The 19,951-nt window shown below is 70.1% G+C and carries 17 protein-coding genes and 1 pseudogene; 11 read left to right on the plus strand and 7 right to left on the minus strand.

Annotation, left to right across the window (positions count from 1 at the left end; translation table 11 throughout):
• Window positions 1-18 precede the first annotated feature (18 nt).
• Entirely contained in the window at window positions 19-1,557 is a 1,539-nt protein-coding gene (locus HC362_RS26640; protein ID WP_243086674.1) for a S8 family serine peptidase, read from the minus strand.
• Window positions 1,558-1,816: 259 nt separating this feature from the next.
• Here HC362_RS26640 and HC362_RS26645 point away from each other — a divergent pair.
• From HC362_RS26645 to moaA, 3 genes and pseudogenes are all read left to right on the plus strand, one after another.
• Window positions 1,817-2,152: pseudogene (locus HC362_RS26645) on the plus strand (DUF485 domain-containing protein); the annotation flags it as partial.
• A 98-nt stretch (window positions 2,153-2,250) separates the two neighbouring features.
• The gene (locus HC362_RS26650; protein ID WP_243086675.1) at window positions 2,251-3,897 is read left to right on the plus strand and encodes a cation acetate symporter; all 1,647 of its coding nucleotides are present in this window, start codon (window positions 2,251-2,253) and stop codon (window positions 3,895-3,897) included.
• A gap of 717 nt (window positions 3,898-4,614) precedes the next feature.
• Window positions 4,615-5,604 carry a GTP 3',8-cyclase MoaA gene (gene moaA, locus HC362_RS26655; protein WP_243086676.1) on the plus strand — a complete coding sequence of 330 codons (990 nt, stop codon included), beginning with the start codon at window positions 4,615-4,617 and terminating at the stop codon, window positions 5,602-5,604.
• A 69-nt stretch (window positions 5,605-5,673) separates the two neighbouring features.
• Here the strand turns inward: moaA and HC362_RS26660 are convergent, their stop codons facing one another.
• The 3 genes from HC362_RS26660 to tyrS all read right to left on the minus strand — a co-directional run bounded on the left by HC362_RS26660 (window position 5,674) and on the right by tyrS (window position 8,184).
• The gene (locus HC362_RS26660; RefSeq protein ID WP_243088829.1) at window positions 5,674-5,925 is read right to left on the minus strand and encodes a hypothetical protein; all 252 of its coding nucleotides are present in this window, start codon (window positions 5,923-5,925) and stop codon (window positions 5,674-5,676) included.
• Between the two features lie 205 nt (window positions 5,926-6,130).
• A complete protein-coding gene (locus tag HC362_RS26665; protein ID WP_243088830.1) occupies window positions 6,131-6,550 on the minus strand; it encodes a DUF3099 domain-containing protein in 420 nt (139 codons plus the stop codon).
• A 218-nt stretch (window positions 6,551-6,768) separates the two neighbouring features.
• Entirely contained in the window at window positions 6,769-8,184 is a 1,416-nt protein-coding gene (gene tyrS / locus HC362_RS26670) for a tyrosine--tRNA ligase (protein ID WP_243086677.1), read from the minus strand.
• 298 nt (window positions 8,185-8,482) lie between these two features.
• Here tyrS and fabG point away from each other — a divergent pair, with 298 nt between their 5' ends.
• Complete coding sequence (gene fabG / locus HC362_RS26675; RefSeq protein WP_209267165.1) at window positions 8,483-9,187, plus strand: 3-oxoacyl-[acyl-carrier-protein] reductase; 705 nt, start codon at window positions 8,483-8,485, stop codon at window positions 9,185-9,187.
• A 2-nt stretch (window positions 9,188-9,189) separates the two neighbouring features.
• Complete coding sequence (gene fabI / locus HC362_RS26680) at window positions 9,190-9,969, plus strand: enoyl-ACP reductase FabI (protein WP_243086678.1); 780 nt, start codon at window positions 9,190-9,192, stop codon at window positions 9,967-9,969.
• Window positions 9,970-10,029: 60 nt separating this feature from the next.
• Here fabI and HC362_RS26685 read toward each other — a convergent pair whose 3' ends face one another.
• Window positions 10,030-10,740 carry an FCD domain-containing protein gene (locus tag HC362_RS26685; protein ID WP_243086679.1) on the minus strand — a complete coding sequence of 237 codons (711 nt, stop codon included), beginning with the start codon at window positions 10,738-10,740 and terminating at the stop codon, window positions 10,030-10,032.
• A 23-nt stretch (window positions 10,741-10,763) separates the two neighbouring features.
• Between HC362_RS26685 and HC362_RS26690 the strand changes: the two genes are divergently transcribed.
• From HC362_RS26690 to HC362_RS26705, 5 genes are all read left to right on the plus strand, one after another.
• Window positions 10,764-12,104, plus strand: a complete 1,341-nt coding sequence (locus HC362_RS26690) for an MFS transporter (protein ID WP_243086680.1) — start codon at window positions 10,764-10,766, stop codon at window positions 12,102-12,104.
• 17 nt (window positions 12,105-12,121) lie between these two features.
• On the plus strand, window positions 12,122-12,238 hold the full coding sequence (locus HC362_RS34945) for an SGM_5486 family transporter-associated protein (protein WP_279240140.1): 117 nt from the start codon (window positions 12,122-12,124) through the stop codon (window positions 12,236-12,238).
• Between the two features lie 164 nt (window positions 12,239-12,402).
• A complete protein-coding gene (locus HC362_RS26695; RefSeq protein WP_243083179.1) occupies window positions 12,403-13,287 on the plus strand; it encodes an IS982 family transposase in 885 nt (294 codons plus the stop codon).
• Window positions 13,288-13,429: 142 nt separating this feature from the next.
• Window positions 13,430-13,681 (plus strand): hypothetical protein, encoded by a 252-nt coding sequence (locus HC362_RS26700; protein ID WP_243086681.1) that lies wholly within the window; start codon window positions 13,430-13,432, stop codon window positions 13,679-13,681.
• A 148-nt stretch (window positions 13,682-13,829) separates the two neighbouring features.
• Entirely contained in the window at window positions 13,830-14,345 is a 516-nt protein-coding gene (locus HC362_RS26705) for a histidine phosphatase family protein (RefSeq protein WP_243086682.1), read from the plus strand.
• 101 nt (window positions 14,346-14,446) lie between these two features.
• Here the strand turns inward: HC362_RS26705 and serB are convergent, their stop codons facing one another.
• The gene (gene serB, locus HC362_RS26710) at window positions 14,447-15,706 is read right to left on the minus strand and encodes a phosphoserine phosphatase SerB (RefSeq protein WP_243086683.1); all 1,260 of its coding nucleotides are present in this window, start codon (window positions 15,704-15,706) and stop codon (window positions 14,447-14,449) included.
• 356 nt (window positions 15,707-16,062) lie between these two features.
• Here serB and HC362_RS26715 point away from each other — a divergent pair, with 356 nt between their 5' ends.
• On the plus strand, window positions 16,063-18,801 hold the full coding sequence (locus tag HC362_RS26715; protein WP_243086684.1) for an FHA domain-containing protein: 2,739 nt from the start codon (window positions 16,063-16,065) through the stop codon (window positions 18,799-18,801).
• A gap of 87 nt (window positions 18,802-18,888) precedes the next feature.
• Here the strand turns inward: HC362_RS26715 and HC362_RS26720 are convergent, their stop codons facing one another.
• Window positions 18,889-19,614 (minus strand): transglycosylase SLT domain-containing protein, encoded by a 726-nt coding sequence (locus HC362_RS26720; RefSeq protein ID WP_243086685.1) that lies wholly within the window; start codon window positions 19,612-19,614, stop codon window positions 18,889-18,891.
• Between the last annotated feature and the right edge of the window lie 337 nt (window positions 19,615-19,951).

The raw sequence follows: 19,951 nt of genomic DNA on the forward strand, positions 1-19,951 counted from the left end.
CCCCGCACAGGGCGGTCGTCACTTGGTGACGGCCGCCAGCGCGTCCACGAGCCCGTGGCCGTAGAAGCTGTTGTTGCCCTTCACCCCGGTGCACTTGGCGGCGTAGGTGCCGCGGTTGCCCGGGTCGTACTTCTCCGGGCACGGCAGGGTCTGCGCCTGCGCCTTCAGCATCCAGGAGACCTCCTGGGCGCTGGCCTTGGGGTGGTTGCTTTTGATCAGCGCCGCCACGCCCGCGACCTGCGGACCGGCCATCGAGGTGCCCTGGAGGTAGGCGTAGTCGCCGTTCGGCATGGTCGACAGCACGCCACCGTCCTTGGCGGGCTCCTCCGGCGTCTGGAACGCGCGGTCACCGCCCGGGGCCGTCACATCGATCTCGTAGCGCCCGTAGTTGGAGTAGTACGACTTCAGGTTCTCCGGGCCGGTCGCCGAGACCGAGGTGGCGCCGTTCAGCATCGTGGGCACGTCCGGGCAGGTGGCCGGGTTGATGGTGCGCTTCACCGGCGTGGTGTCGTCCGGGCTGGTGTCGTCCACGATCTCGGACGCCGCCAGGTCGTGCGAGGAGTTGCCCGCCGAGCTGACCGTGGTCACACCCTTGCCCTGCGCGTACCTGATGGCGCGCTGCACCGACTCGGCGATGGCCTTCTGGTCGGCCTGGTCGTCGCAGTTGTAGAGCCACGGGTCGACGTAGTAGCTGTTGTTGGTCACCTCGATGCCGTGGTCGGCGGCGAAGACCATCGCACAGACGACCGCCTCGCTGTAGAACAGCGCGGTGTCGGGCTCGCTCACCTTGAGGGAGGCCACCTTCACACCGGGCGCGGTGCCCGCGATGCCGACACCGTTGCGGGGCGCGGCGATGATGCCCGCCACGTGCGTGCCGTGGTAGTCCTCGCTCGGGTCGTACGGGCGCCAGGCGCCCGGCGAGGTGTCGGCCTTGCCGCCGACGCAGTTCGCGGACTGCTTGGCGGAGAAGTTGGCCTTCAGGTCCGGGTGGGTGTCGTCCACGCCGGTGTCGATGACGCCGACGGTGACCTTCCGGCTGCCCTCGTCGATCTTGGCTGCCTTGTCGGCCTTGATGGCCCGCTTGTCCCACTGCAGGGACTCCAGCGGCTCCTGGTCCTTGGCCTTCGCCTTCAGGAGCGTCGACTTCGCCTTGGGCTCCTTGACGAAGTGCGGCTTGCCCACCTCGGTGGTGGTCGCGGCCTTGAGCGGGGCTGTGCGGGTGGCACCCGCCGAGTCCACTCCGTCGACCGCGCGGAGCGTCTCGCCGAACTCCGGGTTGCTGGAGTGCGCGACGATGACGCCTATCTTCTTGTACGTGGCGACGATCTTGCCGTCAGCCTCGCGTATCTCCCTCTTGACACGTTTGACGGTATTGCCGTCGGTCTCGGTGTTGACGATGTAGCTGAGCTTCTCGCCGGCCTTCGCCTTGGGCGCCGCGGCACCGTCGGTGTCCTGCGCGTTCGCGGCTGCCGCGCCCGCGAGGCCGAGGGAGGCGGTCAGTACCAGTCCCAACGGCACCGCGAGAGCACGCCGCCGTCTGGATGGTCTCGAATCCATGGGGTCTCCATGTCGTCTGAACTTGTCCACAGACGACGGAAGTTATCCCTGCGAGCCAGGTAACTGCAATGGATTGATGAAGAAAGTCCGAAGGCTGTGCACAACCGTGATCGGTGTTACCACTTTCAACTACCGACCCCCTGTTGTGGAACCGAGGGACGATCTACGATGCGCGCACCGTGACGTCCACTGAGACGTGGATCACACTCTTATCGGCACCGTCCCCCACCATCTGCCTCACATTCCGTCTGGAGTCACTGTGGACACCGCCCCAGAGCACGCGAGTCCCGGCCCACCGGGGCCCCGGGACTACACGGACGTGCAGCACAGCGCCGAGTTCGGGGAACTGCGGCGCGGCTACCGTTCCTTCGTCTTCCCACTCACCGTCGGTTTCATCGTCTGGTACCTGCTCTACGTCCTGCTGTCCAACTACGCGGGCGACTTCATGGGCACCAAGGTCGTCGGCAACATCAATATCGCCTTCGTCTTCGGCCTCGCACAGTTTCTGACGACCTTCCTGATCGCCTGGTGGTACTCGCGGTTCGCCGCCGTGAAGCTCGACCCCAAGGCGGAAGCGCTCAAGACACGGCTGGAGGCGGAGAACCTCCAGCGCTCCGCCGGAGGGGGAATCGGCCACCAGGCCGACCGCCTCGGCAAGGACAAGGGCGAGCTCGCCGGTCAGGAGGACGACGCATGAGTCTCACCCACCAGGTCGCCGCGCCCGCCACCCAGCTGGCCGCCGAGAGCGCGAGCGAACACCGCCCGCTGATCATCACGCTCTTCTCGGTCTTCGTCGTCATCACCCTCGGCGTCACCATCTGGGCGGGCCGCAGGACCAAGGACGCCACCGACTTCTACGCAGGCGGGCGGCAGTTCACCGGCTTCCAGAACGGGCTCGCCATCTCCGGCGACTACATGTCTGCCGCGTCCTTCCTCGGCATCGCGGGCGCCATCGCGCTGGCCGGATACGACGGGTTCCTCTACTCCATCGGCTTCCTCGTCGCCTGGCTGGTCGCCCTCCTCCTGGTCGCCGAACCGCTGCGCAACTCCGGCCGCTACACCATGGGCGACGTACTGGCCTACCGCATGCGGCAGCGGCCCGTCCGCACCGCCGCCGGGGTCTCCACCATCGTCGTCTCGATCTTCTACCTGCTGGCCCAGATGGTCGGCGCCGGCGCGCTCGTCGCACTGCTGCTGGGCATCACCGGCGAGACGGGCAAGAACCTGATCGTCGTCTTCGTCGGCGTCGTGATGATCCTCTACGTGACGATCGGCGGCATGAAGGGGACCACCTGGGTCCAGATGATCAAGGCGTGCCTGCTCATCGGCGGCACGGTCATCATCACCTTCCTGGTGTTCCACAAGTTCAACTACAACCTCTCCTCCCTGCTCGGCGCCGCCGCCGAGAACAGCGGAAAGGGTGCCTCCTTCCTGGAGCCGGGGCTGAAATACGGCGTGTCGACCACCTCGAAGATCGACTTCATCTCGCTCGGTCTCGCGCTCATCCTCGGCACGGCCGGACTGCCGCACATCCTGATCCGCTTCTACACCGTGCCCACCGCCAAGGCCGCCAGGAAGTCCGTCAACTGGGCCATCGGCATCATCGGGGTCTTCTACCTGATGACCATCGCACTCGGCTTCGGCGCCGCGGCGCTGCTCAGCCAGAAGACGATCACCGACTCCAACGCGGCCGGCAACACCGCGGCACCGCTGCTCGCCCAGGAGATCGGCGGCGGAGCCGACTCGACCGGCGGCGCGGTGCTGCTGGCGATGATCTCCGCGGTCGCCTTCGCCACCATCCTGGCGGTGGTGGCGGGACTGACCCTCGCCTCCTCGTCCTCCTTCGCCCACGACCTGTACGCCAACGTCATCCGCAGGGGCAAGGCCACCGAGAAGGAAGAGGTCAAGGCCGCCCGCGTCTCCGCCGTGATCATCGGCGGCGTCGCCATCGGGCTCGGCATCTTCGCCGGGAAGCTCAACGTCGCCGGGCTCGTCGCCCTCGCCTTCGCGGTAGCCGCCTCCGCGAACCTGCCCACCCTGCTCTACAGCCTCTTCTGGAAGCGCTTCACCACCACGGGCGCGCTGTGGTCGATCTACGGCGGACTGATCTCCTCGGTGTTCCTGGTGTTCTTCTCGCCGGTCGTCACCGGCAAGGAGACGTCGATGTTCCCCGACGTCGACTTCGCCTGGTTCCCGCTGCAGAATCCGGGGCTCATCTCGATTCCGCTCGGGTTCCTGCTCGGGTGGATCGGCTCGCTCCTCTCCAAGGACGAGGGCGCCGGAGGCGCCAAGTACGCCGAACTGGAGGTCCGCTCCATGACGGGCGTCGGCGCCCACTGAAGCCTCCGGCGGTTGCGCCGCCCCACCATCGGGATGAGGGCCCGACGCTGGCTGGGCGCCGCCTCCATTGGCTGAGGGCTCAGCCCTCTGACCGTCTGTCGTTGATGGGGGCTCCGCCCCCAAACCCCCGGGTCCTCGCCGGACGGGCGTTGGGGGGCTCCGCCCCCCAACAGCCCCCCGCTACGGGGGCTTCGCCCCCCTAGGAGCCCCCTTCCGCAAAACGGCACCCCTGTTCACGTTCCCTCGCCCCGGCTCACGCCCCAGGCCCTTGGTCCGGCGGTGACTCCCGCAGGGTCGTCACCGGCCGGTCCAAGGACCCGCACCAATGAGGGGATGCTTGAAAGGCAATGGGGTGGTCCCATGCGGCAGGGGGGTTCTAGGGGGGCGAAGCCCACCTGGCGGGGGGCCGTTGGGGGGCGGAGCCCCCCGACACGACCACTCGGCGCGAGCCGGGACACAAACGGGGCGTGCGTCCACAACGCGGCGGGCCACCCCGTGAGGGGTTCGCCCCCCGACACGACCACTCGGCGGCGAGCCGGGACAGAAACGGGGCGTGCGTCCACAAGCCCAGACGGGAACCAGTGGGACGCTCAGCAGTTGCGGGGTGTCAGAGGGCGAAGCCCTCTCATGTGCGAGGGGCGTAACAATCGGCGCTGTCGGATGTCACAGCCGTGACCTACGCTGCGAAGCAGCTCACGTTCCTGGGAGGCCGTCAGCATGCTGCTGGACACCTACGGCCGGGTCGCCACCGACCTGCGCGTCTCGCTGACCGACCGCTGCAACCTGCGCTGCACCTACTGCATGCCGGAGGAGGGCCTGCAGTGGCTCGCCAAGCCCGAACTCCTGACGGACGACGAAATCGTCCGTCTGGTCCGGATCGCGGTCACCGACCTCGGCGTCACCGAGGTCCGCTTCACCGGCGGCGAACCCCTCCTGCGCCCAGGGCTGACCGGCATAGTCGCGCGCTGTGCCGAGCTGGAGCCCCGTCCCAGGATGTCGCTGACCACCAACGGCATCGGCCTGGAGCGCACGGCGGTGGCGCTGCGTGAGGCGGGCCTGGACCGGGTGAATGTCTCGCTGGACACGCTGGACCCGGAGACGTTCCAGCGGATGACGCGCCGCAAGCGCCACGCAGACGTCCTTGGCGGGCTGGCGGCCGCCCGGGAGGCCGGCCTGGCTCCGGTGAAGGTCAACGCGGTGCTGATGCCGGGGATGAACGACCAGGAGGCCCCTGACCTGCTGGAATGGGCACTGGAAGAGGGGTATGAGCTCCGATTCATCGAGCAGATGCCGCTCGACGCCCAGCACGGCTGGCAGCGTGAGGGCATGATCACCGCAGGTGACATCCTGGAGTCGCTGCGCACCCGCTTCGCCCTCACTCCGGAGGGGCAGGAGGAGCGTGGTTCGGCACCGGCGGAGCGCTGGCTGGTGGACGGTGGCCCGCAGCGGGTCGGGGTGATCGCGTCGGTCACCCGGCCGTTCTGCCGGGCTTGCGACCGCACCCGGCTGACGGCGGACGGACAGGTGCGCACCTGCCTGTTCGCCACGGAGGAGTCCGATCTGCGGGGCGCACTGCGCGGCGGTGCCTCGGATGCCGAGGTGGCGGCGCTGTGGCGCAAGGCGATGTGGGGCAAGAAGGCGGGGGCCGGGATCGACGACCCCTCGTTCGTCCAGCCGCAGCGCCCGATGTCGGCGATCGGTGGCTGAGGTCCCGGCACCGGCGCGCCCGCGGGAGGGTGCGCCCGCGAGAAAGTGCCCTGCCGTGCGCGAGGGGTGTCAGCTGTCCTCGGACGGCTTCGGGTCCCAGTCGGCCAGCGGCACGGTGTCCTTCAGGAAGCCGCGGACGCCGAGGAACTTCGCGAGGTATTCGCGGTGTTCCTCGCAGGCCAGCCACGTCTTGCGGCGGTCGGGGGTGTGCAGCTTGGGGTTGTTCCAGGCGAGCACCCACACGGCCGGCTCACGGCAGCCCTTGGCGGAGCAGATCGGGGTATCGGGCCCCTCGGCTGAGGGGGAGGCGGAAGGGATCACGCCTTCATCTTCCCTCACGGTCTTCCTTCACGCTGCGGACATTAAACGACGCCGGGCAGCCACGGGGGGAGCCGCCCGGCGTCGGTCCATCGCTCCGACGGGGGATGCGGAGCGCACCTGAAGTATGGCATGCGGGAGCGGCCGCAGTGCACCGGAACCGCAGGATTGATCTGAGGTTTTCTTGAGCTTTGTGCGAAGAGCCAGATCAACTGCGGTCGCCCGTCGTCTCGTTCGGGGCGGACTCGGCCTCTTCCGGAGCGGTTTCCCCCTCCGCTGTGCCGGTTTCGGCCCTCGCAGTGCCGGTTTCGTCCTCCGCTTTGCTCACCCGTGAGGGCTCCAGCTCTTGGTGCATCGGGTCGGGCGGCACCGTCGGGGGAGCCGACGGTGCGTTCTCCCGGCCCGCGTTGGCGATCACGACGGCGATGTACGGAAGGGTGAGGCCGAGCACCAGCGTCACCACCGCGAGCGGGCGCTCGACGTTCCACAGCACCACAGTGAGCAGGACGGCGACCGTGCGGATCAGCATGGAGATCACATAGCGACGCTGCCTTCCGCGCACGTCTTCCTGCAGACTCTGCCGAGCCCCGGTGATCCGGAAAACCTCCGGCTGGTGCTGCTTCCGCATCACATTCCACCACCTGCTCACCTGCCGTTCTCCGCGGCTGTGCACGGAGATCCGGACGTTTCCTACGGTACGCCTCGGACGCGTCCGCTACGAGACCGGGGCGGCGGCCCCGGAGGACCGGACGGCCTGCGTACGACGCGGGCCCGGCGGCTCCGGTGGATTGCGTACTCCGGCCGGAGGGCCGGGGTACACGCGTCCACAGCGCTGCCGGGCCGCCGTCACAGACCGCGGAGCTCCGCGACCTTGCGGCCCGCCTTCAGATAGACCGCGTCGGCCGTGCCTCCCCCGGAGGAGACCGCTTCCCTGGCGACCTCGGCCAGCGGGCGCAGCGCCTCGGCCTCGGAGACCACCACGGCCTGCTGCTTCTCGCCGCTCCTCTCGATGATCAGCCGCAGTCCGTTCTGCTTGGCGATCCGGCGGGCGGCCGAGGCGCTCGGGGTGAACTCCAGCACCTTCGTCAGTACCGCGGCGACGCCCTCTTCGCCGTGTTCGGTCACGTCCACGACGGGCAGGGTCTCCAGGTCGGAGAAGGATTTCTTGGAGAACTGCGCGACGAAGTGCGCGCGGGCGGCCATCGCGGCCTGCACCCCGTGCAGCGCCGCGACGACCTCGCCGGCCAGGACCTTCTTCAGGTCCATCGGGTGCAGCGAGCCGGCCTCGATACGGGCTGTCGCCTGGTCGATCTCGGCGTCCGTCCACTCGGTCCAGGCGCGCAGGTAGGGCACCATCAGCCGGTCGGGGATGGACATGATCTTGCCGAAGACCTCGTCGGGCGCGCTGCCCAGGCCCACGTAGTTGCCCTTGGACTTGGACATCTTGGCGCCCGAGCCGTCCGTGCCCTCGACCAGCGGCATGGTGACCACGAGTTGCGGCTGCTGCCCGTGCACCTCCATCACCCGGCGCCCCATCTGGAGATTGAGGAGCTGGTCGACGCCGCCGAGCTCCACGTCGCAGGCCAGCTCCACCGAGTCGAGGGCCTGCGCGACGGGGTAGAGCAGCTCGGACATGGTCAGCCCGGAGCCTTCGGAGAGCCGGTTGCGGAAGTCCTCCCGCTGGAGCAGGGCCGAGACGGGCACCTGCGCGAGCAGCCCCAGCAGGTCGGGCAGCGTGACGGGGGCCAGCCACTCGCTGTTGCGGGCGAAGCGCACCTTCTCGAAGTCGAAGAAGGGCCGCACCTGCTCCTGGTAGCCGGACAGGTTCCGTGCGATGTCCTCGTCGGTCAGCGGCGGGCGCTCGGCCGTACGGCCCGAGGGGTCGCCGATCTTGGCGGTGAAGTCGCCGATGATCAGCGTGACGTCGTGCCCCATCCGCTGGAAGCGGCTGAGCACGATCACCGGTACGGCGTGGCCCAGGTGCACATCCGCCGCCGTCGGGTCGATGCCCAGCTTGATGTGCAGACCCTTGCCCTGGGCAGCGCGCTCCTCGATCCGCTCGGCGAGCTTGTCCACGGACGGCAGCAGCTCGACCGAGCGCGCCCCGATCAACTCGGCCTGCTCCTTGGCCGGCAGATCGCTCAGGTCCAGATAGCGCCGCGCCCCGGTCTCCTCGAGCAGCCGCTCGACATTGATGTCGGAGGAGAGGTCCTGGGCCAGCAGCTCACTGGCGCGCTGTACGGAGTCGCCGAGGCGTGTCACGTCACTGTCCTGGTGTGGTGGTTGCTGAATACGGTCCGGGAAAGTCTATGCCCCCGCACCGACACCGACGGCCCGCGGCAGCTCCACCCCGGCACCCCACCCCAACCCGCGGCCGTCCGCGGCGTCCGCGCGGCCGTACGACGCGGTTCGCGCCGCCGCGGAATCGGCGTTTCTGTAGGGACCCCACAGGAGGCCGCGGGACCCCCTGTCCGTGCCCGAGTGCTCGCGACCTGGTCATGGCGGATAGGTTCTTCTTGCGACAGACCGCGACAGCAGAAGCAGAAAGGGTGGTCACACAGTGAGCCGCTCAGTGCTCGTGACCGGAGGGAACCGCGGCATCGGCCTCGCCATCGCCCGTGCCTTCGCCGAGGCAGGCGACAAGGTCGCCGTCACCTACCGCTCCGGAGAGCCGCCCGAGGGCTTCCTCGGCGTCAAGTGCGACATCACCGAGCCGGAGCAGGTGGAGCAGGCGTACAAAGAGATCGAGGAGAAGCAGGGCGCGGTCGAGGTGCTCGTCGCCAACGCGGGCATCACCCGTGACCAGCTTCTGCTGCGGATGTCCGAGGACGACTTCGCCTCGGTCGTCGACACCAACCTCACCGGTACCTACCGGGTGGTCAAGCGCGCCTCCCGCGCCATGCTGCGTGCCCGCAAGGGCCGTATCGTGCTGATCTCCTCGGTCGTCGGGCTGATGGGCCAGGCCGGACAGGCCAACTACGCGGCGTCCAAGGCGGGTCTGGTGGGCTTCGCCCGCTCGCTCTCCCGTGAGCTGGGCTCCCGCAACATCACCTGCAACGTCGTCGCGCCCGGCTTCGTCGACACCGACATGACCCGCGCGCTCACCGACGAACAGCGCGAGGAGATCGTCAAGCAGGTGCCGCTGGGCCGCTACGCCGCGCCGGAGGAGGTCGCCTCCTCGGTCCGCTTCCTGGCGTCCGACGAGGCCGCATACATCACCGGAGCCGTCATTCCCGTGGACGGCGGATTGGGCATGGGTCACTGAACATGAGCGGAATCCTCGCCGGAAAGCGCGTCCTGATCACCGGAGTGCTCACCGACTCCTCGATCGCCTTCCACGCGGCCAAGGTCGCCCAGGAGGAGGGCGCCGAGGTGGTGCTGACCGGTTTCGGGCGGCTCTCCCTGGTGGAGCGCATCGCCAAGCGGCTGCCCAAGGAGGCGCCGGTCATCGAGCTGGACGTGCAGAACAAGGAGCACCTGGACGGGCTCGCCGCCAAGGTCACCGAGCACCTCGGTGACGACGCCGGGCTCGACGGGGTCGTGCACTCCATCGGCTTCGCCCCGCAGGACGCGCTGGGCGGCAACTTCCTCAACACCGAGTGGGAGTCCGTCGCCACGGCCGTCGAGGTCTCGGCGTTCTCGCTCAAGGCGCTGACGATGGCGCTGCTGCCGCTGCTGGAGAAGCGCGGCGCCTCCGTCGTGGGCATGGACTTCGACGCGCAGCTCGCCTGGCCGAAGTACGACTGGATGGGCGTCTCCAAGGCGGCGCTGGAGGCCACGTCCCGCTACCTCGCGCGCGATCTCGGCCACAAGAACATCCGCTGCAACCTGGTCTCCGCAGGGCCCATCAAGTCGATGGCCGCCAAGTCCATCCCGGGCTTCGAGGAGCTGTCCGACGTGTGGAACACCCGCGCGCCCATCGGCTGGGACCTCACCGACCCCGAGCCCGCGGGCCGCGGCGTCGTCGCCCTGCTGTCCGACTTCTTCCCCAAGACCACGGGCGAGATCGTCCATGTGGACGGCGGCGTCCACATGATGGGGGCGTAAGTCCCTTCAGGGGGGCGTAAGTCCCTTCGCGGGGCGGGTGTTCCGCCGCGGCGCCGCCGTCTACAGCGCGCCCTCGCCCCATTCCGCCGTGTGAGAGGCCGCCTCCTCGGAGGCGGCCTCCGCGTCCTGGCCGTGGATGGCCTCCAGCAGCCGCGCGTGGTCCATGTGGTTCTCCGGGCGCAGCTCGTCGCCGACGTCCTGCCGCAGATAGGCCCGCAGCACCTCGCCCAGGTCGGCGTAGACCGCCGCCAGCACCTCGTTGTGGGAAGCGGCCACCACGCCCATGTGCAGGCTCCGGTCGGCGTCGATGAAGCGTTCGACGTCGCCCGAGTCCCATGCCGCCTCGCGGCGCTCCAGCAGCCCGTCGAGCTGCCGCAGGTCGGCTTCCGTACGGCGGCGCGCCGCCAGCCGCGCTCCGGCCGTCTCCAGGGCCGAGCGCAGCTCCGCCACGTGCCGCAGATCGGCCCCGGCGAACCTGCGGTGCATCACCCCGGCCAGCTCGCTGGTGGCCACCACGTAGGTGCCCGAGCCCTGCCGGATGTCCAGCAGCCCGTTGTGCGCGAGGGCGCGCACGGCCTCCCGCACCGTGTTACGGGCCACCCCCAACTGCTCGACCAGCTCCGGCTCGGTCGGGATGCGGCTGCCCACCGGCCACTGGCCCGAGGTGATCTGCTGCCGCAGTGCGGCGATCACCTGGGTGGCCAGGGGTGCGCGCTGGGGAGCGGCGAGCGAGGGAAGCCGGGGCGGGGTAATCGGTTGGCCGTTATTCATCCCATGATTCTATGATGGGCCGCATGGCACCGGCAGACGATGACAGCAGGAACCCGACACCTTCCACGGATCTGAGTACCCGCACCGCCCCCGAGCCCCCCGCCGCGGCCCCCGCGGCGCCGCCCGGACCCGGTGCCGCCGCCCCTGCGGGACCCCGCTGGCTGCTCGGCCTCGTCGCTGCCGGAATGGTGATCGCGGCGCTCAACCTGCGCCCCGCCATATCCGGACTCGGCCCGCTGCTGGAGGAGGTCCGGCGCGGTCTGCACATGAACGGCACCGTCGCCGGCCTGCTGACCTCCGTGCCGTCGCTCTGTTTCGCCGTCTTCGGCGGACTCGCCCCCCGGCTGGCCCGCCGCCGCGGCCCGGCAACCGTCGTGCTGGGCGGGATGGTCGCCATCGCCCTCGGGCTCGCGCTGCGGCCGCTGGCGGGCGGCACTGCCGCCTTCCTCGCCGCCACCGCGCTCGCTCTGGCCGGAATCGCGGTGAGCAACGTGCTGATGCCCGTGGTCGTCAAGCACTGGTTCCCCGACCGGGTCGGTTCCATGACCGGGCTCTACTCGATGGCGCTCGCCCTGGGCACGGCAGGCGCCGCCGCCGTCACCGTGCCGATGACCGACGCGCTCGGCGGCAGCTGGCGCGTCGGCCTGGGGGCTTGGGCGGTGCTGGCCGCCGTCGCCGTCGTGCCCTGGGCCGTGATCTCCCGCAGCCGCTCCGTCCACGCCCCCGGGGCGCGGAGCGCACCGGAGACCGTTCCCGGGCAGCCCGGCGAACAGGACGCGACCGGCCTGCGGATCACCAAGTCGCCCACCGCCTGGGCGCTCGGCGTCTTCTTCGGGCTCCAGGCGTCCGCCGCCTACATCACCATGGGCTGGCTGCCGCAGATCTTCCGGGACGCGGGAGTCTCGGCCTCGGCGGCCGGGGTGATGCTCGCGGTGACGATGGGCATGGGCGTCCCGCTCTCCTTCGTCCTGCCGAAGCTGGCCGCCCGGATGCGGCACCAGGGCCCGCTGGTGCTCGCCCTGGGCGTCTGCGGCCTGGCCGGTTACGCGGGCCTGTGGTTCGCGCCCGCCGCCGGCGCCTGGGTGTGGGCGCTGGTGCTGGGCGTCTCCAACTGCGCCTTCCCGCTGGCCCTCACCATGATCGGGATGCGCTCCCGCTCCCACACCGGTGTCGTCAAGCTCTCCGCCTTCGCGCAGAGCACCGGCTATCTGATCTCCATCCCCGGCCCGCTGCTGGTCGGCTCGCTGCACGACGTCAGCGGCGGCTGGCACGTGCCGCTCCTGCTGATGGCCGCGCTGATGCTGGCGCAGATGGCGACCGGGCTGCTGGCGGGCAGGGACCGGGTCATCGAGGAAGGGCGCTGAGTGCGACACTGGCTCACATGCCAGTGCTCGAACCGAACCCCCCGGAACCGCGGAAGAAGCTGCTGCTGATCTTCGGCGCGATGATCGCCGTCACCGTCGTCATCGCGGTGGTCGCCAGCATCGCCGCGGGCTGAGGCCGCCTGCGGCGCCCGGTCCGCGCCTTCGGGGCCCTGGCCGCACGGCGTCGGGGGCTCCTGGCCGCACGGCGGGGTGTAGCCGGCACCACCATCCCCTAGATGAGTGAGTCCGATGTGTGTGCTGGTCGCGACCATGGCGAAGGGCGCCCGTTGGTCAGTGTGTGAAGACAAACCTGGACGCCCTTCTGGCGGCACTGTACGTGTTCATCGACGACCATGTGGCGCCTTGTCGCCGGATCGGGCGACCACCGAAACTCACGGACGCCGAACTGCTGTGCCTGGCAGTCGCCCAGGTCCTGCTGGGCTTTCCCTCGGCCCGGCACTGGATCCGCTTCGCCCACGCCCGGCTCGGGCACCTCTTCCGCTACCTGCCCCAGCAGTCGGCCTACAACAAGCGCCTCAACGCGGCCGGACCGCTGATCAGCCAGGTGGTCGAGATGCTCGCCCGGCAGGTCCCGACCTGGGACGACGACCTGCGCCTGATCGACTCCACCCCGCTGCCGTGCGCGGCCTCCCGCGAGACCGTCAAACGCTCCGACCTGGCCGGGCATGCCGGCTACGGCTACTGCCGCAGCCATTCGCGCTTCTTCTGGGGCTTGCGCCTCTACCTGGTCACCACCGCCGAGGGCATGCCCGTCACCTGGTGTCTGGCCACCCCGAAGCTCGGCGAGCGGGAGGTGATGGCCGCGCTGCTGGAACGCGATCACCACCTCATCCGCCAGGGACAGGTGATCCTCGCGGACAAGGGCTTCGCCGGGAAGGAGTTCGAAGCCTTCGTGAGCGAGCGGTTCGGTGCCCGCCTCGTGCGGCCGGACCGCAAGGACGAGCCGGTCCGGCACGGGAAGATCGCCCGGGTCCGGCAGTGGATCGAAGCCGTCATCGACACCCTCAAAGGCCAGCTCAGCCTCGAACAGCACGGCGCCAGATCCCCGGCAGGGGTCTTCGCCCGCACCGGCCAACGACTCCTCGCCCTCGCCACCGGCATCTGGCACAACTGGACCACCGGCGCCACGGTCAAACGATCCCTGATCGCCTACGACCACTAAGAACATCGGACTCAATCATCTAGGGGGCCTGCCTCAGGGGTAACTGGGTGGCTCACCGGATGGGACCGGCCTCACGCGCTCCGTACCGTCGAGGCGTACGGGAAAGACCAGCGAAGCCACCACGGACCCGGAGGCGAGACCCATGACGGCCCCCGCGCACACATCGGACCGGAGCAGGAGCCGCCCGGCCCCGGGCGGCACGCGGCCGGACGCCACCCGGCAGCAAGCAGCGCAGACGCGGCTGCCCTGGTGGGGCGTGCTGCTCCCGGCACTCGGCTTCGTCCTGCTGCTGGTCCTCGTGGTGGGCGGGGGACAGGCGGACGCAGCGCAGCGCGCCGCCGACAGCCCGCTGCTGTCCTTCTTCACCCATCTGTGGGGCGCTGTACTGGGCTGAATCCGGCCCGGGGACGTCCTGCCGGCAGGGGCCCCGGCTGAGCCGTCCCGGTGACCGGGTGAGCAGCGCATCACCGTCCGTCACCCGTAGGGGACCGACCGTTCAACACCCCGCGCCTGACAGCGGGTTTCATGCGAAGCTGGGACACATGAGCGTCGATGTGCCCCGCAGTATCGTCCTTCTCCGGCACGCCAAGGCGGACTGGCCCCAGGTGGCGGACCACGAGCGGCCCCTCTCCGAGCGAGGCCGCCTGGACGCCCCCGCGGCGGGCGAATGGCTCGCCGGTCAGGGCATCACCCCGCAACTCACCCTCTGCTCGACAGCGACCCGTACCCGCGAGACATGGAAACTGGCCGTCTCGCACCTCCCCCAGCGCCCCAAGACGGTCTACGAGGAGCGGCTCTACGAGGCGCCTCCCGGCCAGATCATCGAAGTCATCAACGAAGTCGCCGACGAAGTGCGGGACTTGTTGATCATCGGTCACAACCCAGGAATGCAGTCGGTCGCCGATGTGCTCGCCGGCGCCGCCGACGAGGAAGCACAGGAGCGGATGGCCCGGGGCTTCCCCACGGCGGGCGTGGCCATCCTGCGGTACACCGGCTCCTGGAAGTCGGTGGAGGCCGGCAGCGCGGAGCTGACCCGCTTCTGGTCACCGCACGAGTGACGCCGCCCGGCGGCACCCCGGTGACGGCACCGGACGGCGGTGAGGGTCGGGCTCCTCGGTCGGGGCTCCTCGGCCGGCCTCCCTCGGTCGAGGCCCCTCCGTCAGGGTGCCTCGGTCAGGCTCCCCTCGATCCTCTCCGCCTCGGGGCCGTCCGCTGCCTCGACCTCCTCGCGTGTGATGCCCAGCAGATAGAGCACCGTGTCCAGGAAGGGCACGTTCACCGCCGTGTGGGCGGCCTCCCGCACCAGGGGCTTGGCGTTGAAGGCGACGCCGAGGCCCGCGGTGTTGAGCATGTCCAGGTCGTTGGCGCCGTCGCCGATGGCGACGGTCTGCGCCAGCGGGACCCCCGCCTCCTGCGCGAACCTGCGCAGCAGCCGTGCCTTGCCCGCGCGGTCGACGATCTCCCCGGTGACCCGCCCGGTCAGCCTGCCGTCGACGATCTCCAGGGTGTTGGCGGAGGCGAAGTCCAGCCCGAGCTCCTCCTGGAGTGCGTCCGTCACCTGGGTGAAGCCGCCGGAGACGACACCCACCTGGAAGCCGAGCCGCTTGAGCGTACGGACCAGGGTGCGGGCCCCCGGGGTGAGCCGCACTTCGTCGCGCACCTTGTCCACCACCGAGGCGTCCAGCCCCGCCAGCAGCTCCACCCGGGCGTGCAGCGACTCCTCGAAGTCCAGCTCGCCGCGCATCGCCCGCGTCGTCACCTCGGCGACCTCGGCCTCGCAGCCCGCGTGGGCGGCGAACAGCTCGATCACCTCGTCCTGGATGAGGGTGGAGTCGACGTCCATCACGACCAGCCGCTGCGCCCGCCGCTGCAGGCCCGAGGCGACGACGGCCACATCGACCCCGTACTTGGCCGCCTCCAGTGCCAGGGAGGTGCGCAGCAGCGCCGTCTCCGTGCCCGAGACGTCGAACTCGACAGCGAGCACCGGGTACTTGGCGAGCCGGAAGATACGGTCGATGTTGCCGCCGGTGGAGGTGATGCTGGCCGCTATGGCGGCGGTCGACTCCGCGGTGAGCGGGTGGCCGAGCACGGTGACGTGGGAACGCCCGGTGCCGCGGGGCCGGTTGTCGCCGGTGCCGGAGATGATCTCGGCGGTCAGGCCCATCGACTCGGCCCAACTGTGCACGGTCGCGCGCAGCTCGCCCTCCGTGCCGGTGCCGGCGCTGGGCGCGGTCACCAGGGCGCACAGGGTGATGCGTCCACGGGTGACGAGCTGCTCGATGTCGACGACCTCGACGGCGAAGGCGGCGAGGGTGTCGAAGAGACCGGCGGTGATGCCGGGCCGGTCCTTGCCGAAGATCTTGACGAGCAGGGTCGGGGTGTCGGCGTACGACGGAGGCTGGGCCACAGGTGTGCTCATGGTCCTCTCACAGTACCGCCGCCTGGTCCGGCCGCATTCCGGGGCCCTGGCGTACCCGGCCGCTGACACCCACCCGGGCTCCTGTTGCCCCTGTCGGTGGTGATCAGTGGCGATCAGTCGTGATCAGCGGCAACTCATGGGGACATACGCGTCGGGAGCCCTTTCTCTCCCCTTTCCTGGCTGTTTCTCTCCGGTGCCGCTGGAGACTCTCCGACATTCCCTGGACGGAACGGTCACAGCCTGGTTCCTACTGCTGGCCCGGCTTCCTGTCGGGCGGCCGAGCCTGAAATAGTTCCTCACGATGTTCGCCATCCCTAGACTCCCTCTCTGCAGGGGGTACCTCGGGGGACAACTTTGTGGGGCATGGAGTGCCGGAACTCGTACTGGAATTGAACGGACAGACCTGGACGCTCGATCCGTCCAGGGCCTACACCCTCGGCCGCGATCCGCAGGGGGACGTGGTGATCGAGGACGCCAGGGTCTCCTGGCGGCACGCCACGGTGCGCTGGGGAGGGCGCGCCTGGGTCATTGAGGATCACGGCAGCACCAACGGCACGTATGTGCAAGGGCGGCGGATCCAGCAGTTGGAGCTCGCGCCCGGCATGAGCGTCCATCTGGGCAACGCCACCGACGGCCCGCGCCTGGGCTTCTCGGGCGGGGCACCCGGTGGCCAGGCGCCGGCCGCCGGTATGTACGGCGGACAGACGGCGCCCTCGCACCAGCAGCAGGGTCAGCAGCACGGGCAGCCCCAGGCGGCGCAGGCCGCAGCCCACCACAGCGCACCGACCCAGCAGCCGCAGGTCGGCGGCCAGGGCGGCCAGGGCGGCCAGGGCGGCCCCGGCTGGGGACAGCAGCCGCCGCCCCAGCAGCCGCACCCCGGCTGGCAGCAGCAGGCCCCCCAGATGCCGCAGCAGATGCAGCAGGCACCCCCGCAGCAGTACGCGCAGCAGCCGCCGCAGCCGCACATACCGCAGCAGGGCGGCCCCGGCCCCCAGGGCATGGGCGGTCCCGGTGCGGGCGGCCCCGGCGCGGGCGGGGCACCCGGCGGCCAGGGCGGTGGCGCACCGCAGGCCGCGGGCGACCGCAGCCCGACCACCTTCCACCAGCTCTCCCTGGGCCGGGTGATGCGCATCGGCCGTGCGCTGGAGAACGAACTGGTCGTCTCCGACCTCCAGGTCTCCCGGCACCACGCGGAGTTCCGCGCCTCGCCCGACGGCCGTGCCGAGATCCGCGACCTCGGCAGCCACAACGGCACCTACGTCAACGGTCAGCCGATACCCAAGTCCGGCACGGTGGCCATCGGGCCGCAGGACATCGTCGGTATCGGCCACTCCACCTTCCGGCTGGTCGGCGACCGGCTGGAGGAGTTCGTCGACACCGGTGACGTCTCCTTCTCGGCCCGCCATCTGACGGTCAAGGTCGACGGCGGCAAGGTCATCCTCAACAACGTCACCTTCGGTGTCCCCGAGAAGTCGCTGATCGGCGTGATCGGCCCGTCAGGGTCCGGCAAGTCCACACTGCTGCGCGCGCTGACCGGATACCGTCCGGCCGACGTCGGTGAGGTCCTCTACGACAACCGGAACCTCTACAAGCAGTTCGCCGAGCTGCGCCAGCGCATCGGGCTCGTCCCGCAGGACGACATCCTGCACAAGGAGCTGAAGGTCCGCACCGCGCTGCGCTACGCGGCCAAGCTCCGCTTCCCCGGCGACGTCGCCGAGGCCGAGCGCAACGCCCGGGTGGAGGAGGTGCTGGCCGAACTCAAGCTCGACATCCACGCGGACAAGCGGGTCACCTCCCTCTCCGGCGGCCAGCGCAAGCGCGTCTCCGTAGCACTGGAGCTGCTCACCAAGCCGTCGCTGATCTTCCTGGACGAGCCCACCTCGGGTCTCGACCCGGGCATGGACCGCGATGTGATGCAGCTGCTGCGCGGTATGGCCGACGACGGCCGTACGGTGCTGGTCGTCACCCACTCGGTGGCCGAGCTCGGGCTGTGCGACAAGCTCCTGGTGATGGCTCCGGGCGGTGGCGTGGCCTACTTCGGCCCGCCCGAGGAGGCGCTGAACTTCTTCGGCTACGACTCCTGGGCGGATGTCTTCTCCGCCTTCGAGAACTACCGCGACTACGACTGGATGGGCCGCTGGCAGGGCTCGCAGCACTACCAGATGTACGCGGCCGACATCGACCAGCAGGCGCCGCACCAGGACCCCTACGCGGCACAGCAGCAGGCGATGCAGCCGACCAGGCTCCAGAAGCCGCAGAGCTGGGGCAGCCAGCTGTGGACGCTGATCAGACGCTATGTCTCGGTGATCTCCTCGGACCGCTCCTTCCTCGTGCTGTCCTTCGTCACCCCGCTGCTCCTCGGCCTGGTCAGCACCCTGATGCCGTCCGACTACGGGCTGACGGCGCCACCGGGCAAGACCAACGGAGACGCCGGGCCCATCCTGCTGATCCTGGCCATCGGCGCCTGCTTCTCGGGCGCGGCCAACTCGGTCCGTGAGCTGATCAAGGAACGGGTCATCTACGAACGGGAACGGGCCACCGGGCTGTCCCGGTCGGCCTATCTGATGTCGAAGGTGCTCGTTCTCGGCCTCGTCGCGGCCGTCCAGGGTGTGCTGATGTGCATCGTCGGCTTCTTCCCCCGCGACCTTCCCGAGGAGGGGCTGCTCGCCTCCAACCCGGCCATCGAGATGACCCTGGTGGCCATCGCGCTCGGCGGCACCTCGATGATGTTCGGCCTGATCATCTCCTCGCTGGTGAAGACCTCCGAGAAGACGATGATCCTGCTGGTGCTCTTCGCCGTCGTGCAGGTCGTCTTCACCGGTGTGCTCTTCAAGCTCTTCGACAGCCCCGGTGTGGAGCAGTTCGCCTGGCTGATGCCCTCCCGGTGGGCGATGGCTGCCATGGGCGCCACCGTCGAGCTGGGCCGGCTGATGCCGCAGGACAAGAAGGACCCCACCAACACCGACCCGCTGTGGGACCACTCCCTGGACCAGTGGACGATGGACATGGGCGTCCTGGTGGCGATGGGCATCCTGTGCTACTTCGTCATCATCCGGCTGCTCCGCCGCCACGAGCCGGAGATCATGCGCAAGTGAGCGCCTGAGACGCGGCAGAACCTCAAGACGCGGAAGAAGGGGGCTCCCTCGCACGAGGGAGCCCCCTTCGCCGTCAGTACGACTGGGTCAGTACGACTGGTGGCTCTGCCAGAACGACCAGGCGCCGCACGGGCTGCCGTAGGTCGACTTCATGTACTGCAGCCCCCACTTGATCTGGGTGGCCGGATTGGTGCGCCAGTCAGCGCCGGCGGACGCCATCTTCGACCCGGGCAGCGCCTGCACCAGCCCGTAGGCGCCGCTGCTGGGGTTCTCGGCGGTGACGTTCCAGCCGCTCTCGTGCTCCACGATGTTCGCGAAGCACTGGAACTGCTGCGCGTCGCCGATGAGCTGCCGGGCGATCTGCTGCGGCGACCCGGACGGCGCCGACTGCTCGGCCGCCGCTTCCTTCCGCCGGGCCGAACGGCTCGCCTCGGCCTCCTTGTGGGCCCGTTCGGCCTCCGCGCGCTTACGGGCCTCGGCCGCATGCCGCGCCCGAGCGGCCTGCCGCGCCGCTGCCTCGCGCCGCGCTGCGGCCTCGGCGCGCTCGGTGGCCTGCGCGGACTGCGCCGCGATGCTCCGGCGCTGCTCGCTCATGCTGTGCTGCGTCGTCGTCTGCCAGGCGGCGGCTCCCGCGGCGAGCTCGTCGCCGGGCACGCGCACCTCGCCCTCGCCGCCCCAGCCCTGCTGCACCAGCCCGAGGGCGAGGGCCGTCAGCCCTACCGCCGCGACACCTGCTGCTGCGGTGACCTGCTGCCGCCGGGTGAAGCGGCGCGGCCGGTCGGGTTGCGCGGGTTGCGGAGGCTGCGGGGACATGGGGAGGGGCCTCTTCCGGTCGCTGACGGGGTTCTGGACCGCAGGGCGTCTGCGGCGAGCGACATTCTTAGCGGCCCGCCGATTGCCGGGCAAAATGCGATCAAGGCCGCGGGCTGCCCCGGCAGCCTCGTCACAGGGCGCTGCGTGGCGGCTTCCTCGCAGCGCACGCCGCACTTCCGGGCGACGAAGGGGCTCCGCGGCGGCGACGGCCGCCTGTGGCAGCACTCACAGATCGGCGGCCGTCCGCAGCGCGGCCCGGTGGCCCTCCACAGCGCGGCCCGGTGGCCCTCCCGTGCGGCCCGGCGGCGCAGCGCGGCCTCCTACCCCCTCGGACCTA

The sequence above is a fragment of the Streptomyces sp. 891-h genome, from assembly GCF_022760275.1.
Classification (GTDB): Bacteria; Actinomycetota; Actinomycetes; order Streptomycetales; family Streptomycetaceae; genus Streptomyces; species Streptomyces spirodelae.